This is a genomic window from Lactobacillus helsingborgensis (assembly GCF_000970855.1).
In the GTDB taxonomy this organism is placed as follows: Bacteria; Bacillota; Bacilli; order Lactobacillales; family Lactobacillaceae; genus Lactobacillus; species Lactobacillus helsingborgensis.
On record NZ_KQ034046.1, the window covers coordinates 436,248 to 453,301 of the forward strand.

A 17,054-nucleotide genomic window follows, 5' to 3' on the forward strand; every position below is an offset into this window, starting at 1 on the left:
GTAATTTATTAGTTATTTATTTCACAAAAGCTGAAAAGTGTTATTTATAAAAAATCGTATATAATTGGTCTGAACCAATATTAATAAAGTGTTATTTATATGCAAAAAACAATATTGTATATATTATTTTTTGAAGTTAGCAAATTGTAGTTTGACAAATTTAATGGTTATTTTTAATTGCAATAGAGCTGTTATTTAGCTTAAAAAATCAAATCGGTAAATTTTAACTATTTTTGCGCTAATCATAGTACAATAGATGCTAGCTTACTTTTAATTGAGAAGGGAAATTTATGTCAAGACTTGTGCGAGTGGGCGCTGGTGGCAAGGAAATCAGCTGGCACGATGCCTTAAAAGACTTGCGTGCAGATGATGTTCTCTTATTAGAGCCCGGATTTTATGAATTGCCTACAGGAATATATCTATCTGATATCACAATTAAAGGAACTGGCAATCTGCCTGAAGATACAACAATACTTGGTTATGTTAACGTTGATGCTGGCAGTCAGTTTATTAATTTAGAAAACTTATGTATTAATACGGTTGATGATGCTAATAGTTTGTTTTTGCCAGCAGAAGCAAACGCTTTTTTGTCATTGCGCAATTGTATAGTTAAAGGCTTCGGCAATGATACTGCCGTTATTGCAGCAAATGGTAAAGTCACTCTTGAATTATATTCAACTGTGATAATGAACGGCTCCGTTTCTTTATTTGCCGATGCAAATTTTCGCTTAGAGATGAACGATTCTACCATTAAAAATGTTACTAAGGATATCGGTGCTTTAGCTTTAGAAGGTCACGGTACCGCTATAGTTAATAATTCTCGCATTCACGGTAGTATTGATACTTTTACAAAATCTAATGTAGAGCTTGATGTTAATAATTCTCAGGTTGACTCATTGCTGTTGCAGGGACAAGTTTGGCTGAACATGCTTAATAGCACGGTATTATCACAAGAAGATACTGGAATGTTTGTTACAGATGAGGCTTGGGTTAATATCATTGGCAGCGAAGCTAAAGGTGGTATTTATTTTGAAAAGAAGCCGCATGCTATTATTCAAAATAGTCGGCTTAATCGTTTAATTGCGACAGGAGAAGCTCAGCTTACACTTAATAATTCTGTGATTGTTAATCACGCTGATTTTCAGGATAAAGTTGATTGTAATTCTCGGCGGGTTACCTTCAATGGTGGTAATGAATATGAATATTTTTTAGCACTTAGTGATCATGCACAACTAGAAGGACATGACCTTATTTTTAACTCTAACGGAGCTAATTTAGCGGTAGAAAACAAGGCACAAATGCATGCGACTGTGATTGCGACGAGTGATAAATCCATTACTGTTGAATGTGGGCAAGATGCTGAATTTCGCCTGTGGGGAATGAAATGGACCACCAAAAAAAGTTAAAAGTAAATGGGTGAATGATAGCGCTTTATGCAAAATAGACCAATTTAGATTATAATAAAAGATGTAATGGGGGTGTATACATGGAAGAACCAATGTACATCAAAATTCATAATCAAATTAAAAGAGAAATAGAAAATCATGATTATCAAGTTGGCAGCAAGATACCAGCTGAAAGACAATTAGCGCAAAAGTTCGGTGTTTCCCGCATGACATTGCGTCAAGCGATAAAAACTTTAGAAGATGAGGGGATCTTGGAGCAGCGTTTGGGTAGCGGTACGTATGTTGCTAACCAAAAAGTGCAGGAAAAAATGTCAGGTATTATGTCATTTACCGATATTACCCATGCCAATGGTCAAACGCCATCCAGCAAGTTGATTTCGTATCGCTTTGGTAAGCCGTCTTTATCTGAAATGGAAAGGCTTGACTTAAGTGATAAACAAGAAGTTTTGCGGATGGAGCGAATTCGCTATGCCGATGATGTTCCTATTTGTTATGAAGTAGTAACCATTCCGCAAAGTGTAATTGCGAATATGTCAAAAAGTGATATTTCTTCTCATTTATATCAAACTTTAGAAAAAAGCGGCTATAGTATTGGTCGGGTAACTGAACATATTTCTGCAGCTGTCGCAAATGAAAATGCTGCGCGTTTACTCGATGCCAAAAAGGGTGAGGCGCTGATTACGCGTTTACAAGTAACGGAATTATCAGACGGTACCCCTTTTGAATATACGAGGGCTAGCTATGTGGCAGATCGTTTTGAGTTTACTTTTTCCAAATAAAAAGCTCTGAAATAACTTCAATCAGTTAGTTCAGAGTTTTTTTATTTCAAATCGTTTTTGATTTTAGTGGTGGAGATTCCCGGCGTTCGCGGCAGATAAACTACTTTGCAATAAGGTTTTAAAAAGTCAAATTTGCCTTGCCAATCATTTCCCATCACAAAAGTATCAATGCCGTATTTTTTAACATCATTTGTTTTTTGTTGCCAGTCTTTTTCAGGAATAACTTCATCAACGTAACGAATGGCTTCAAGAATATACTTACGTTCCGCATAAGTATTATAAGATTCTTTATGCTTTTGCAACTGATTAAATTCATCAGTTGACAAGCCTACAATCAGGTAATCTCCAAGTTCGCGTGCGCGCTTTAATAAACGAACATGACCATAATGCAACAAATCAAATGTGCCGTAAGTAATAATTTTTTTCATATCGGTACTCCTATTATTTTGACGAGTTAATAGTATCATATTTATAAAAAAGGTAAAGCATGTCCAGAAATGGATATTAATTTGGTAAAATAAAAGTAAATTGAATGGTAGGAGATAGTTATGGCTAAAGTAAATATTTTAGGAGTTAATTTCGATAATAAAAGTTTTACTCAGTTTCAAAACGAATTTATTGGCCGAATTAACGCCCACAAATCAACTTTGATCGTTACCGCCAACCCAGAAATTGTCATGGCAGCTAATGAAAATCCTGAATTCATGAAAATTTTAACTTACGATGCTGATTATATCACTGCTGACGGTATTGGCATTGTTAAGGCAAGTCAGATATTAAAAAAGCCTATTAAACAACGGGTAACCGGCTATGATTTATTTGTTTGGCTGATGAAATTAGCTAATGAACGGGGACTACGGGTATACCTGATAGGAGCTAAACCTGATGTAATACATGCTATCCAGGCAAAAATTGCACGTGATTATTCTGATATTCAACTAGTTGGTGCTGAGGACGGGTATTTTAACGAAGACCTTGAACTTGTTGCTTATCAAATTGAGCGGACCGAACCTGATTTAGTTTTTGCTGCGTTAGGTTCACCTCGGCAAGAACAGCTTTTATCTATTTTACGTAAAAATTTATTACCTGCTTTGATGATGGGAGTTGGCGGCAGTTTTGACGTTTTTTCAGGAAAGGCAAAACGCGCTCCGCAAATTTGGCAGTCAGCTCATCTAGAATGGTTTTATCGCCTGCTTAAAAATCCTTCACGTTATAAAAGAATGCTGGTTTTACCACGATTTGTTAATGAAGTTTACAAATCAAAAAAGGGAAAAGAATAATTATGAAAGTTTTGCATGTTAATGCCGGTCTGGAAAATGGCGGCGGTTTGACGCATATTATCAACCTGTTAAAGCAGGCAAAAAGTGAACAGCAAGACTTTTCTTTGCTCTGTTTAAGCGATGGACCCGTTGCTCAAGCTGCAAGAGCTGCAAAAATAAAGGTGCATGTTTTGGGAATAACAAGCCGCTATGACTTAAGAAGCTTAAAAAAACTCACTGAATTTATTAATAATGGCGATTATCAAATTGTTCATACTCATGGTGCCCGTGCAAACCTGTTTGTTTCCCTAATTAGGCGCAAAATAACTGCTAAATGGTGCATAACTATCCATTCAGATCCCTATCTTGATTTTGCTGATCGCGGTCTGAGTGGAAAATTGTTTACCAAAATTAACCTCAGTGCTATTCGTAAGGCAGATTGTATTTTTGCTGTTACCAAAAGATTTGCCGATTTAGTGGTAAAGAAGGCAAAGGTAAAAGCTGAAAAAGTTCATGTCATTTATAATGGCACTTTTTTTCATCAAGACAGTGAAATTCCGGCAAAGTATGAACACCCTAACTTTAATATTGTGAATGTGGCCAGAACTGAAAAAGTTAAGGGTCAGGATTTGTTATTAAAAGCTTTGAAAGAACTAAACAATGCCAACGTGCACTTATTTATTGCTGGGGATGGTTCACAATTAAAGGCACTAAAAGACTTAGCCCAGAAGTTAAATTTAGGACCACAAGTTACTTTTCAAGGTTTCATGACACATAAGCAGTTGAAAAATTTATATCGGCGAATGGATCTAGCTGTATTGACTTCTTATTCTGAAAGCTTTCCTCTGGTTTTACTAGAAGCAAGTGACAATCTGCTGCCGCTATTATCGACAGCAGTTGGTGATATTAACATGATGATCCCTGATAAAGAGCATGGCTTTGTGGCTCAAATTGGAGATGTTTCTTCAATCTGTTCTGCCTTAGAGCAGGCAATAAGTATGCCCCAAAAACAACTGAAAGAAATGGCATATCTGGAAAAGAATTATGTGGTAAAGCACTTTTCATTACACCAGCAGCTAGATAGTATTTTGCGGGTGTATGACGCTATCCTTTGAGTTGGTAAGATTGTTAAAAAGTCCACAAATGTTTATAATAAAACAAAAATATTTAGTGAAATTAGTTAAGAGGACAGAATGTTTTACCAAGAATTGGATAAAGATGATTCGTTAACCCTTCATACAGACCTGTATGAAATTAATATGATGTATACCTACTTTAAAAAAGGAATTTCGGAGCGTAACGCTGTTTTTGAAGCGTACTATCGTCAAGAACCATTTGGCAATGGCTATTCCGTTTATGCAGGTCTAGAACATGTGATTATGTACTTAAAGAACTTAAAGTTTAAAGAAAGTGATTTGAAGTACTTAAAAGAAGAAGTTGGTTACGATGATGACTTCATTGACTATTTGCGTCATTTAAAAATGAAGTTGACAGTTCGTTCTATGCCGGAAGGTGAAATTGTTTTTGCCAATGAACCTTTATTGCAAGTTGAAGGACCGCTTGCGCAATGTCAATTAGTAGAAACTGCTATCTTAAATATTATTAACTACCAGACTTTACTTGCTACTAAGGCGGCGCGTGTTAAATTGGCTGTTCAAGGTGACGGTGTGATGGAGTTCGGTACACGGCGCGCACAAGAAACAGACGCCGCACTTTGGGGCACCAGAGCAGCATATATTGGTGGCTTTGACTCAACAAGCAATGTACGTGCCGGTAAACTGTTTGGCATACCAATTTCAGGTACTCATGCTCATTCTTTAGTTGAAGCCTTTGGCAATGAATACGAAGCATTTAAAGCTTATGCAGAAACGCATAAGGACTGTGTATTTTTGGTTGATACCTACGATACGGTCAGAAGTGGGGTTCCCAACGCAATTCGGGTTGCTGATGAAATGGGAGAGCGGATAAACTTCCAAGGCGTAAGAATTGATTCAGGAGACATGGCCTATATTTCAAAGCAGGTTCGCCGTGAACTTGATAATGCTGGTTACACTAAAGCTAAAATTTACGCTTCTAATGATTTAGATGAAACAACAATTACTAGTTTAAAGATGCAGGGCGCTAAGATAGATGTTTGGGGTATTGGTACCAAGTACATTACCGCCTATGATCAGCCTGCACTAGGAGCTGTTTATAAATTAGTTTCAATTGAAGATGATCAACATCGTATGCGTGACACATTAAAAATTTCTTCGAATGTGGAGAAAGTGTCAACACCTGGTAAAAAGCAGGTTTGGCGGATTTCAGCTAATACGGAAAAGAAAAATGAAGGTGACTGGATTGCGCGCGTAGGCGTAGATCCCCGCAATTTTGATTCATTGTACATGTTTCACCCACAATATTCATACATTAACAAGGTCGTGACTAATTATACTGCTGAGCCTCTCTTAAAAGATATTTTTGTTGATGGCAAGCTAACTTATCAGCAACCTAAATTAATTGATATTAAGAAGTTCTGTGCTGCTAATTTAGACGGGTTATGGGAAGAATATAAGCGCAGCCTGAACCCGCAAGAATATCCAGTTGACTTATCCCAAGATTTATATGACAGTAAAATGAATATCATTCAAGATATTCGCAATAATATCAACAAAGGAGTTGGTGCACAATGAGACCGTTGCAAGAAAAAATCATCGCTTATGAACATGTTTTACCCCAAATTAATCCTGAAGAAGAAGTGAGACGGTCAATTGATTTTTTGAAAGATTATCTCAAAGCTAATTCTTTTTTGAAAACTTATGTTTTGGGAATATCGGGCGGTCAAGATTCTACTCTGGCTGGTAAACTTTGCCAGATGGCGATTGCAGAAATGCGCGCTGAAACGGACGATAACTCCTATCAATTTATTGCAGTTCGTTTACCATATGGTGTTCAGACAGATGCACAGGATGCAGCAGGTGCAGTAGCTTTTCAAAAGCCCGATCAAGACTTAATCGTCAATATCAAGCCTGCTGTTGATGCTTTGGTAACCAGTTTGCATGAAGCAGGGCAAGAAATTACGGATTTCAATAAAGGCAATATTAAGGCCCGTGAGCGTATGGTAGTGCAGTATGCTATTGCAGGAGCCAATAACGGTGCTGTTGTCGGGACAGATCACGCAGCTGAAAACTTTAGCGGCTTCTACACTAAATATGGTGACGGTGCGGCAGATTTAACACCACTTTTCCGCTTGGATAAAAGACAAGGCAAGCAGATGCTCAAGTTTTTAAATTGCCCAGAGCATTTGTATCACAAAGCACCAACTGCAGATCTCGAAGAAGAACAGCCGGGTCTACCTGATGAAAAAGCCTTAGGTGTCAGCTATCACGATATTGATAATTATTTGGAAGGGCAGACTGTAGCAGACGAGGCAGCAGAAAAGATCGAAGCTTTGTGGCGCAAAAGTGAGCATAAGCGGCATTTACCGGTAACTGTTTTTGATGATTTTTACCGCTAATATGAAAGTGGATATTTTGTGTATAACTTAGTATAATTGCCCAGTTATTGACAAAAACTGTGCAAGTAGTACAATTACTGTTAACTTAAGATATGTTTTTTAAGATTTGCAGTTCAAAGAGAGAATCGTCTGGTGAAAAAGATTTACTGTTACTTAAAAAATGCTCCTTAAAGTTCAACTAATAAAAATAATTAAGAGGTAACAAGCACTGTTGCAATTGAGGTGGTACCGCGTTTAAAGGCGTCCTTAAAGTAAGCAACGGTGTTTTTATTTTGGCAAAAAGGGAGATATATTTGATGAAGAAACTGACAAGTTCAGAATTTAGACAAATGTTTTTGGATTTCTTCAAGCAGCACGGACACATGGTATTGCCGAGTCAATCTTTAATCCCACAAGATGACCCAACTTTACTGTGGATAAACTCTGGTGTAGCAACCATGAAGAAATATTTTGACGGTTCTGTAGTCCCTAAGAATCACCGGATTACTAGTTCACAAAAGTCCATTAGAACCAATGATATTGAAAATGTTGGTAAAACTGCCAGACACCAAACCTTTTTTGAAATGCTAGGTAACTTTTCAGTCGGAGATTATTTCAAAAAAGAAGCAATTACTTGGGCTTGGGAATTTTTGACGAGCCCAGACTGGCTTGATTTAGATCAGGAAAAGCTATATTGCACGGTTTATCCTAAAGATACCGAAGCGTACAAAATTTGGCTGGAAGTTGGGATGCCCGAAGATCATATTGTTAAGCTGGAAGAAAATTTCTGGGATATTGGTGAAGGTCCTTGCGGTCCTGATTCCGAAATCTTTTATGATCGTGGTCAAGAAAATAATGACGTGGCAGAAGATGATCCCGAAAACTTCCCTGGTGGTGAAAATGCCCGTTATTTGGAAATTTGGAATATCGTCTTTTCACAATACAATCACTTGGCAAATGGCAAGTATGTTGATCAGCCGCATAAGAATATTGATACCGGTATGGGCCTAGAGCGTGTTTTGTCTATTTTGCAGGATGCACCAACTAACTTTGAAACTGACCTCTTTTTGCCGATTATTCATGAAACTGAAAAAATGGCAGCTGGCAAAAAATATGGCACTAATAATGCCGATACTACTGCTTTCAAGATTATTGCCGATCACGTTCGTACTGTTAGTTTCGCTATTGCTGATGGTGCTTTGCCATCAAATACAGGCCGGGGCTATGTTTTGCGGCGTTTAATTCGCAGGGCAGATTTAAATGGTCAAAGGTTGGGCATTAAAGGTGCTTTTCTCTACAAATTGGTGCCAGTAGTCGGTAAAATCATGGAGAGTCACTATCCAGAAGTTACTAATCAAAAAGACTTTATTGCCAAGGTAATTAAAAATGAAGAAGAAAGATTTCAACTGACACTTGAATCCGGCTTGTCTCTGCTAAATGACTTAATTGTCAAAGCGCAGAGTTCAAATGATAAGACCATCTCTGGTAAAGACGCCTTTAAATTATTTGATACTTACGGTTTCCCATACGAGCTTACCTTTGAAACTGCCCAGGATGCAGGCTTAAAAGTTGATCAAAAAGGTTTTGATGCTGAGATGGCTGCTCAAAAAGAACGTGCCCGTAAAGCTCGGGGCAATCTGCAATCAATGAGCTCTCAAGATGCAACCTTGATGAATTTAAAGGACAAGTCAGAATTTGAGTATGGCGTTTATGAAGAAAAACATGCCAAATTAATTGATATTATAGTCAATGACCAATTAGTTGATAAAGCTGATGGCGACAATGCTGTCTTGATTTTTGATAAAACGCCATTTTATGGTGAACGTGGTGGACAGGTTGCCGATCACGGCAATATTTATGACCAAGAAGGAGAACTTGTAGCCCAGGTAACTGATGTACAACATGCCCCAAATGACCAGAACATGCATTTTGTTGATGTGATTTTACCGTTGAAAAAGGGTGAAGAATACACATTAAAAATCGACCGGGTTCGCCGTGAGGGTCTGCGCCATTCACATACTGCTACCCACTTATTACATGCAGCACTTAGAAGCGTCTTAGGCGAGCATACTCATCAAGCCGGCAGTTTAGTTGAACCTGATTATCTGCGTTTCGATTTTACAGCTGTTGAACCAATGACAGATAAGGAAATTAAATCGGTTGAAAATCTGGTAAATCAAAAAATCTGGGCTGCAATAGAAGTTCAAACAACGATTACAGATCCAGAAAATGGTAGAAAAATGGGTGCGCTAGCATTATTTGATGGCAAATACGGTGATAAAGTCCGGGTTGTCCAAATGGCAGATTTTTCAATTGAATTTTGCGGTGGTACGCATTGCGCTAATACTAATCAAATCGGTATTTTCAAGATTATTTCCGAATCAGCTATTGGTGCGGGGATGAGAAGAATTGAAGCTGTCGTTTCTAAGAAGGCGTATGAATACCTGGCTAATAGATCAGAACTGTTAGATGAGATACAGGCAGAAGTAAAATCAACTAAGCCTGAAGATATTATTGATAAAGTCGATTCTCTTGAAAAAGACTTGCATGATAGTCAAAAGCTGGTTGAAGATTTGAATTTGCAAATTAATCAAAACAAAGCCAACTCTATCTTTAATAATGTAGAGCAAGCAGGAGATTTAAGTGTGATTGCGCAAGAGGTTGATGCAAACAGTATGAAAGATTTGCGTGAGTTTGCTGATACTTGGAAGAACGGTAATAAATCTGATGTGCTTGTCTTGGCAAGTGCTAGCGCGGGTAAGGCTAATATGATTATTAGCTTGAAAGAAAAGGCACTAGCAAAGGGACTTAAAGCAGGAGACTTGATTAAGCAAGTTGCGCCAATCTTTGGTGGTGGCGGAGGCGGTCGTCCTGATATGGCACAAGCAGGTGGTAAAAAACCTGAGGGTCTTAAAAAGGCTATTCAGACAGTAATCACAGCGATATCAAAAAATTAATTGATTGAGTTTGTACTATTTTTCAAGTAAAATTATGCTAGGAGGAATGATTATGAGTTCGCTAGATAAAACGATGCATTTTGACTTTAATGAAAATAAAGGCAAAAATGTGCATGATACTTTGCAGGACGTTTATAATGCTTTAGAAGAAAAAGGTTATAATCCAGTTAACCAAATTGTTGGTTACCTATTGTCTGGCGATCCAGCTTATATTCCACGGCATAATGATGCTCGTAATTTAATTTTGAAGCACGAACGCGATGAAATTATTGAAGAGCTTGTCAAAAATTATCTTGGAAAAGATAAATAATGCGACTAGTTGGTTTAGATGTTGGGTCAAAGACAGTAGGTGTTGCGGTCAGTGATGAATTAGGTATTACTGCGCAAATGCTTGAAACTATCCCTATTGATGAAACGCGTTATAATTTTGGTATGCGTGCAATTAAAAAAATTGTGCGTCAATATGAGCCAGAGGGCTTTGTCTTAGGCCTACCTAAAAACATGGATGGGTCTTCCGGACACTCTGTTTTAAGGAGTAAGAATTACGGTAAACGTTTAGAACAAAAATTTGGGTTGCCGGTTTATTATTCCGATGAACGTTTAACAACAGTTGAATCAGAACGGGTTTTAGTTGAAGAAGCTGGCATGCATAACCGTCATCAACGCAAAAAAGTAGTAGACCAAATGGCTGCTGTTTTGATTCTGCAAAACTATTTGGATCTAAACCGAAAGGATTAATATGGCACAAGATATTAACGGCGATGACCGTCAAATTACCTTGATCGATGATCAGGGTAACGAAGAAATATATGAAATTTTATTCACATTTCATTCAGATGACTACGATAAATCATACATACTGCTGTATCCAGCAGCTGCTGATGATGAAGATGAAATTGAAGTTTTAGCCTTCAGTTATGATGCAGATTCTGCAGGAGATGTAACCAGTAGCGACTTGCATGAGATTGAAGCAGATGATGAATGGAACATGGTTCAAGGTGTATTGAATACATTTTTGGACGATGATCGCTTAAGTGGAGAATAACAAAAAGACTGGCCAAGCCAGCCTTTTTTATTCAAGATAATAAATAGAGAACTAATGAATGATAAAATATTAAAAACTTTAGAATTTGCAAAAATTACTGAGCAATTAAAGCAGCTGGCTATAACCAGACCAGCGAAAATGAAAGCAATAAATCTTGTTCCTAGTAGTGATTTTGCTCAAGTTGAACTGGCATTAAAGCAGACACTCGCAGGTGCAGATATATTGCGGATTAAGGGGCAATTACCTTTAACAGATTTTACTGATGTCAGACCTAGTACTAAGCGCTTACGGATTAAAGCAAACCTAAATGCTAAAGAATTAGGTAATTTATTATTGGTTTTAGCATTGGCAAATGAAATTAACGAATTCTTTACTAATACTGATGAAGAAAAATTAGATTTAACGGTAATCAGTCCAATATTAGCACAACTAGAAGTACCGCAGTCTTTATATGCCACGCTTAACCGTTCACTTGATTTTGATGGAGAAGTGCTTGACGCTGCATCAAGTGAGTTGTCTCATTTGCGTCATGAACTAAAAAGTAACGATGCAGAAATCAAAGACAAAATGGATGGCTACATCAAGGGCAGCAGTAGCAAATATTTATCTGAACAGATTGTGACTATTAGGGATGAACGCTATGTTATTCCGGTTAAGCAAGAGTATCGTAATAAATTTGGCGGCGTTGTCCATGACCAAAGTGCCAGTGGACAAACATTATTTATTGAGCCCAGTGCTGTTTTAAACCTTAATAACCGCCAGCAAAATCTCTTGGCAAAAGAAAGAAGAGAAATTAATCGTATACTGCATCATTTATCTGATCTGGCTCGCGTTGAAGTTGATAATGTTGATAATATTGCTGCCGGCTTAGTTAAATTAGATTTTATTCAGGCTAAAGCAAGATTGGCTCAAAGTATGAGAGCAACTGAACCAAGACTAACTCGTGATCAATCTTTGTCGTTTTTGCAGGCGCGACACCCCTTGATCAACCCCAAAACAGTGGTAGCAAATGACATTCGCTTAGGCGAAGATTTTGATACTATTTTAATCACGGGGCCTAATACTGGCGGTAAGACTATTACCTTAAAGACGGTTGGTATTTTGCAATTAATGGCACAGTCTGGTCTTTTCATTCCGGCTGCAGAAGGCAGTAAAGCAGGTATTTTTAAGGATATTTGTGCTGATATTGGGGATGAACAATCTATTGAGCAGTCATTAAGTACTTTTTCTTCACACATTAACGGTATTGTTAAAATTATGAAAAAAGTAGACGCCGAAACACTGGTTTTAATAGATGAAATCGGTGCTGGAACAGATCCAGAAGAAGGTGCAAGCCTTGCAATCAGTATTTTAGATTTTTTGCGCCAGCGAAAAGCCAAGATTATCGTTACCACGCACTATCCTGAACTTAAATTATATGGTTATAACCGTGAAAGAACGACCAACGCATCAATGGAATTTGACCTAAAAACTTTGTCTCCAACCTACCGTTTACAGATTGGTATTCCTGGTCACAGTAATGCTTTTGCAATTGCACGTAGACTTGGTATGCGTGAAGATGTTGTTAAAAAAGCTCAAGGGCTAATGAGTGACCAAAATGTCGACATTAACCAGATGATTACTGAATTAACCAAACAAACCAAAGCGGCAACGGATGCGCATAACCATTTAGCAACCAGCCTTGATCGGGCGCAAAAGCTGGAATTAAAACTTGAGCAGGCGCTTGATTGGTATAATCAACGTGTACAAAAGCAGTTGGAATTTGCGCAGGAAAGGGCTAACGAAGTAGTAGCCAAAAGTCGCAAAAAAGCTGATAAAATTATAGCGCAGCTTGAACAGCAAAAGGGAAATGTGAAGCAAAACGAGATAATTGCAGCCAAAGGTGAATTTAATCAGCTTGAACGGCAAAACGAAAACCTGGCCCATAATCGGGTGTTACAACGTGAAAAAAGACGGCATCATGTTAACGTGGGTGATCAAGTAAAGGTCTTGTCTTACGGACAGACTGGCACGATTACCAAAAAATTAGCTGAACATGAATATGAAGTGCAGATGGGGATCATCAAGGTTAAAGTTAGTGATCGTGATATTGAAAAGATTGGCCCCCAGCAAAAGTCACAATCTAAACCAAAGGTGCGCGCTGTTAGCGCCAGCAGGCGCAGCAATATTAGAAGCGAGCTTGACTTGCGCGGTCAGCGTTATGATGAAGCAATGACCAACTTAGACCGCTACATTGATTCAGCCTTATTGTCTGGACTAGATGTTGTGACAATTATTCATGGTATTGGCACAGGGGCCATTAGAAAAGGTGTCTGGCAATATTTAAAGACAAGTAAACACGTTAAGAGCTACAATTATGCCCCGGCAAATGAAGGTGGCAATGGTGCAACCATAGTTCATTTGCAGTAAATTGCTTTACTTGTAAAAAGTAAGTCTACTTGCTATAATGAAAATATCAATAGATAAAAATATTTTCCTTAAAGGAGGTTTTTTCATGGTTGATGAACTTACAGATCAGAACTTTGAAGAAGAAACAAAAGACGGTGTCGTTTTAACAGACTTTTGGGCAACTTGGTGTGGTCCATGTAAAATGCAATCACCAGTAGTTGATGAATTAGCTGAGGAGCGCCAAGACGTCAAGTTTACTAAGATGGATGTTGACCAAAATAAAGAAGTACCTAGTTCTTTAGGGGTCATGGCTATTCCTACTTTATTGATCAAGAAGAATGGTGAAATTGTTGACCGTATTACCGGTTATACCCCTAAGGCAAAACTTAGTCAGATTTTAGATCAATATACTAAATAAAAAATTCCTGCAAATGCAGGAATTTTTTTAATTGCTTTTTTCTTTTAATAAGTCGCGGATTTCTTTAAGGTAATCTTCTGCAGACGGACCAGCTGGTTGTTTTTGGTCATTATGCCTCATTACTTTATTGACAGCTTTGACTAGCAAAAAGACAATAAAAGCAATAATTATAAAGTTAATGACTGTATTGATAAATTCACCATACCTAAAGGTGGCTCCACCTGCTTTAAATACCAAGTTGGAGAGATCTATTTTTCCGATAAATAAACCTAAAAGTGGATTGATCAAATTGTTTACCAATGAATTAACAATGTTGGTAAAAGCACCACCAATAATTACACCAACGGCTAAATCAATAACATTGCCACGTTCAATAAATTCTTTAAATTCTCTTAGCATCTTATTTCCTCCATTCCTACTTTAATAATATTGCAAAAATGGTAAAAAACTAAATTATTTGTTTTTTGAGAATTTAATCAAATTTTGCCAGCAATTTTACTTCTTTTTTGCGGTCATCTATTTTTATTTCACATTCGGTTGTGCGACCGGTTTCCTTTTGGATTGCTTCGGCAACTATTCCAGCTTCTAAGGAAAACTCCTGACTGCCACTATTAATGCGGTCCGTGACGCTTTGACCTGTTAATTTAAAAACTTCTTCATTGCGATGGGTTTTGGTCTTTTCCAATAAGCCAAATTCGGCAGTATTAAAAAAGCTAACCACATCTTCAAATGACAATAAGTCATATTTTCGGGCAATACGCTTGCCACCCCAATAAAGAATAGCATCATTATCTGTGCCTAAAATAGTAGGTAATAAGAAGTCGCGGTATAGTTGATTAACAAAATATACGTGTTCATGTTGGTTATTGTCTTGCATAAAGAAATTCATCCCTTTTATTTTCTTTTATTTTACCGTAAAATTGATTGAAGTATAAATTATTTAGGGAGACTTTTATTATGGATAATCGACCAATTGGCTTGCTGGATTCTGGTGTTGGCGGGTTGACAGTAGTTAAAAAAATTATTGCCAAGATGCCTCATGAATCGACTGTTTTTATTGGTGATAATGCCCATATTCCTTATGGGGACAAGACAAAAGAAGAAATAATTGCCCTAACGACCCAAAGTGTTAAGTTTTTATTAAGTAAAAACGTGAAGTTAATTATATTTGCATGTAATACAGCGACTGCTGTGGCCATGAACTTTATTCAAAAGGAAATTGAGCCCCAAATAATCGGCGTAATCCAGTCGGGTGCGCTGGCAGCAGCAAATACTACCAAAAATAAAAAGGTTGCTGTAGTGGCTACAAAAATGACAGTTGGTTCACATGCTTACCAAAAGGAAATTCAAACACGTGATCCGCAAATAGAGACTATTGAACTAGCTGCTCCTAAAATTGTGCCTTTAATTGAAGCTGATGCGGGCCACAAAGCCTATATGACCGAGCTTAAAAAGACTTTGGCACCGATTAGTAATTTGGACTTTGATACCTTAATCTTGGGTTGTACTCATTACCCAATTATTCAAAAAGAATTTGCTCAGTGCTTGAAACCTGATGTTCAAATAATTGATCCGGCAGACCAAGTTGCTCAGTATACGTATAACGTTATGAAAAGAGACCAGCTGTTCTCTACTAACATAGCTGAAGGTAAACACGAATACTTTACAACGGGAAATGTGGCACTGTTTGACGAACTTGGCCGTTTGGTATTGAATGACCAGCAGTTTCAGGCTCAGCAACTTTAGAGAAAGGATCTAAATAATGGAAATCTTATTTGCGACTACTAACAAGGGAAAAGCAACAGAACTGCGTGCAGCTTTTAAGAATGCTGGTATTACTGCCACAATTAAAACTAATGCTGATTTGGATAGACCACCAGTGGTGGAAGAATACGGCACCACTTTTGAGCAAAATGCCAAATTAAAGGCGCACGAATTAGCGGATTATAGTCAAATGCTGACGATAGCTGATGATTCCGGTTTGATGGTTGATGCGCTTGATGGTGCTCCTGGAGTTCATTCTGCCCGCTATGCAGGAATTGAACATAATGATCATAAGAATAATGCTAAACTACTGGCAGAGCTTGGCGGTGTGCCGTTAAAACAGCGGACTGCCAAATTTAATACCACAATTGTCGCATCAAAACCGGGTCATTTTGACCAAGATTTGGTTGTTTCAGGTCAATGTGCTGGTTTGATTTTACCAGCTCCACAAGGTGAAGATGGTTTTGGCTATGATCCACTATTCTTTGTGCCTGAAAAGCAAAAAACTTTTGCGGAAATGACGACAGCTGAAAAAAACAGTTTATCCCATCGCGGTAGAGCAATTTCCCAATTGCTGCAAAAATTACCTGCTTGGCTTGAACAATTTGAATAAAACAAAAACTGATAAATTTTTTATCAGTTTTTTATTTTATTCTGCCAGGTGAATTTGATTTTTTTGCAAGATTTTCAAATATTGTGTTAAGTATTCATCTTGTACTTCTTTTTCGTGACCGGGTTTAACTTGAAAGTGGACAACATAGTTGACTGTTTGCGCCGTTTGCGCTGTAATGCCCACTATTTTAGGCTCCTGGACTAAAACTTTAATATTGGTACTCAATTCATTATTTATTTGATTAATTAAATCATGAACTTGGGCAAAATCGTTATTGGCCTTAAGCTGAATATTAATATCCAGTCCAATACCACCATGAGCCAAATTTTGTACAATAGAAATATTGCGGTTGGGGATATAAATGATAGAACCGTCTGAACCTTTAAGTCTGGTAGTTCTTAAGCCCAACTGAACTACTACCCCGGTTTGATCATTAATTGAGACGATGTCACCAACGTCGAATTGATCTTCGCTTAAGATGAAGAAGCCGTTGACTAGGTCACTCACAAATCCTTGAGCTCCCATGCCTAAAGCTAAAGAAAAAATACCAGCACTGGCAAGCAGTGTGCCAATGGGAATGCCCAAAATTGATAAGACTGCAAATAAATAAAAGAAAATCACAGTGTATTCAAAAATACTGTTAATTAATGCAGTAACTGTTTGTGTTCTCTTGTTTTGTTTTCTTTTACTATGCTTTAAATAATGATTGATGATTTTTTTACCAATGCGGTCAATTATGTAAAAGACCAACGTTGAAATGGCTAATTGCCAAAGTATTGTTAGTGCTTGTTCACCCAATCTGTCCCAATTGAATTTTAAAACACGTTTGTTTATTTGAAATATTTTATTCATAATAATTGCCTTCCGTATATGCATATTAACTATAACAAAATATGACATATAGATTGAGATTGAAGCATTTTCATGCTAGACTTTTTTTAGGTATAGAA

Annotated in this window: 18 protein-coding genes; 14 read left to right on the plus strand and 4 right to left on the minus strand. The window is 37.5% G+C overall.

The genetic code is table 11. The features are described 5' to 3' along the window. The first annotated feature begins 290 nt into the window (after nt 1-290). Complete coding sequence (locus JF73_RS02010; RefSeq protein WP_046326789.1) at nt 291-1,406, plus strand: hypothetical protein; 1,116 nt, start codon at nt 291-293, stop codon at nt 1,404-1,406. Between the two features lie 80 nt (nt 1,407-1,486). Further along, nucleotides 1,487-2,185, plus strand: a complete 699-nt coding sequence (locus JF73_RS02015) for a GntR family transcriptional regulator (protein WP_038521477.1) — start codon at nt 1,487-1,489, stop codon at nt 2,183-2,185. 41 nt (nt 2,186-2,226) lie between these two features. Here the strand turns inward: JF73_RS02015 and tagD are convergent, their stop codons facing one another. Then, a complete protein-coding gene (tagD, locus tag JF73_RS02020; protein WP_038521479.1) occupies nt 2,227-2,613 on the minus strand; it encodes a glycerol-3-phosphate cytidylyltransferase in 387 nt (128 codons plus the stop codon). Nucleotides 2,614-2,733: 120 nt separating this feature from the next. On the opposite strand from tagD, the gene JF73_RS02025 reads away from it, so the two are divergent. From JF73_RS02025 to trxA, 10 genes are all read left to right on the plus strand, one after another. Continuing rightward, nucleotides 2,734-3,465, plus strand: a complete 732-nt coding sequence (locus JF73_RS02025; RefSeq protein WP_046326790.1) for a WecB/TagA/CpsF family glycosyltransferase — start codon at nt 2,734-2,736, stop codon at nt 3,463-3,465. A 2-nt stretch (nt 3,466-3,467) separates the two neighbouring features. Next, entirely contained in the window at nt 3,468-4,559 is a 1,092-nt protein-coding gene (locus JF73_RS02030; protein ID WP_046326791.1) for a glycosyltransferase, read from the plus strand. 78 nt (nt 4,560-4,637) lie between these two features. Next, on the plus strand, nt 4,638-6,116 hold the full coding sequence (locus tag JF73_RS02035; protein ID WP_046326792.1) for a nicotinate phosphoribosyltransferase: 1,479 nt from the start codon (nt 4,638-4,640) through the stop codon (nt 6,114-6,116). Beyond that, nucleotides 6,113-6,940, plus strand: a complete 828-nt coding sequence (nadE, locus tag JF73_RS02040) for an NAD(+) synthase (protein WP_046326793.1) — start codon at nt 6,113-6,115, stop codon at nt 6,938-6,940. Before JF73_RS02035 ends, nadE begins: the two co-directional genes overlap by 4 nt. A 296-nt stretch (nt 6,941-7,236) precedes the next feature. Further along, nucleotides 7,237-9,876 carry an alanine--tRNA ligase gene (alaS, locus tag JF73_RS02045; RefSeq protein WP_046326794.1) on the plus strand — a complete coding sequence of 880 codons (2,640 nt, stop codon included), beginning with the start codon at nt 7,237-7,239 and terminating at the stop codon, nt 9,874-9,876. 52 nt (nt 9,877-9,928) lie between these two features. Then, entirely contained in the window at nt 9,929-10,186 is a 258-nt protein-coding gene (locus tag JF73_RS02050) for an IreB family regulatory phosphoprotein (protein ID WP_038521496.1), read from the plus strand. Beyond that, on the plus strand, nt 10,186-10,614 hold the full coding sequence (gene ruvX / locus JF73_RS02055) for a Holliday junction resolvase RuvX (RefSeq protein ID WP_038521499.1): 429 nt from the start codon (nt 10,186-10,188) through the stop codon (nt 10,612-10,614). Before JF73_RS02050 ends, ruvX begins: the two co-directional genes overlap by 1 nt. A 1-nt stretch (nt 10,615) precedes the next feature. Further along, complete coding sequence (locus JF73_RS02060) at nt 10,616-10,921, plus strand: DUF1292 domain-containing protein (RefSeq protein ID WP_038521502.1); 306 nt, start codon at nt 10,616-10,618, stop codon at nt 10,919-10,921. Nucleotides 10,922-10,975: 54 nt separating this feature from the next. Then, entirely contained in the window at nt 10,976-13,330 is a 2,355-nt protein-coding gene (locus JF73_RS02065) for an endonuclease MutS2 (RefSeq protein ID WP_046326795.1), read from the plus strand. A gap of 85 nt (nt 13,331-13,415) precedes the next feature. Beyond that, nucleotides 13,416-13,727 (plus strand): thioredoxin, encoded by a 312-nt coding sequence (trxA, locus tag JF73_RS02070; RefSeq protein ID WP_034980713.1) that lies wholly within the window; start codon nt 13,416-13,418, stop codon nt 13,725-13,727. A gap of 27 nt (nt 13,728-13,754) precedes the next feature. Here the strand turns inward: trxA and mscL are convergent, their stop codons facing one another. Next, nucleotides 13,755-14,126, minus strand: a complete 372-nt coding sequence (gene mscL / locus JF73_RS02075) for a large-conductance mechanosensitive channel protein MscL (RefSeq protein WP_038521509.1) — start codon at nt 14,124-14,126, stop codon at nt 13,755-13,757. A gap of 73 nt (nt 14,127-14,199) precedes the next feature. After that, nucleotides 14,200-14,604, minus strand: coding sequence for a YslB family protein (locus JF73_RS02080; protein ID WP_038524923.1), 405 nt, complete (start codon nt 14,602-14,604; stop codon nt 14,200-14,202). A gap of 80 nt (nt 14,605-14,684) precedes the next feature. On the opposite strand from JF73_RS02080, the gene murI reads away from it, so the two are divergent. Together murI and JF73_RS02090 are read left to right on the plus strand one after the other, a co-directional pair. After that, on the plus strand, nt 14,685-15,473 hold the full coding sequence (murI, locus tag JF73_RS02085) for a glutamate racemase (RefSeq protein ID WP_046326796.1): 789 nt from the start codon (nt 14,685-14,687) through the stop codon (nt 15,471-15,473). 16 nt (nt 15,474-15,489) lie between these two features. Then, nucleotides 15,490-16,104, plus strand: a complete 615-nt coding sequence (locus tag JF73_RS02090) for an XTP/dITP diphosphatase (protein ID WP_038521514.1) — start codon at nt 15,490-15,492, stop codon at nt 16,102-16,104. Nucleotides 16,105-16,140: 36 nt separating this feature from the next. Here JF73_RS02090 and JF73_RS02095 read toward each other — a convergent pair whose 3' ends face one another. After that, nucleotides 16,141-16,956, minus strand: coding sequence for a mechanosensitive ion channel family protein (locus JF73_RS02095; protein WP_046326797.1), 816 nt, complete (start codon nt 16,954-16,956; stop codon nt 16,141-16,143). Nucleotides 16,957-17,054 lie beyond the last annotated feature (98 nt).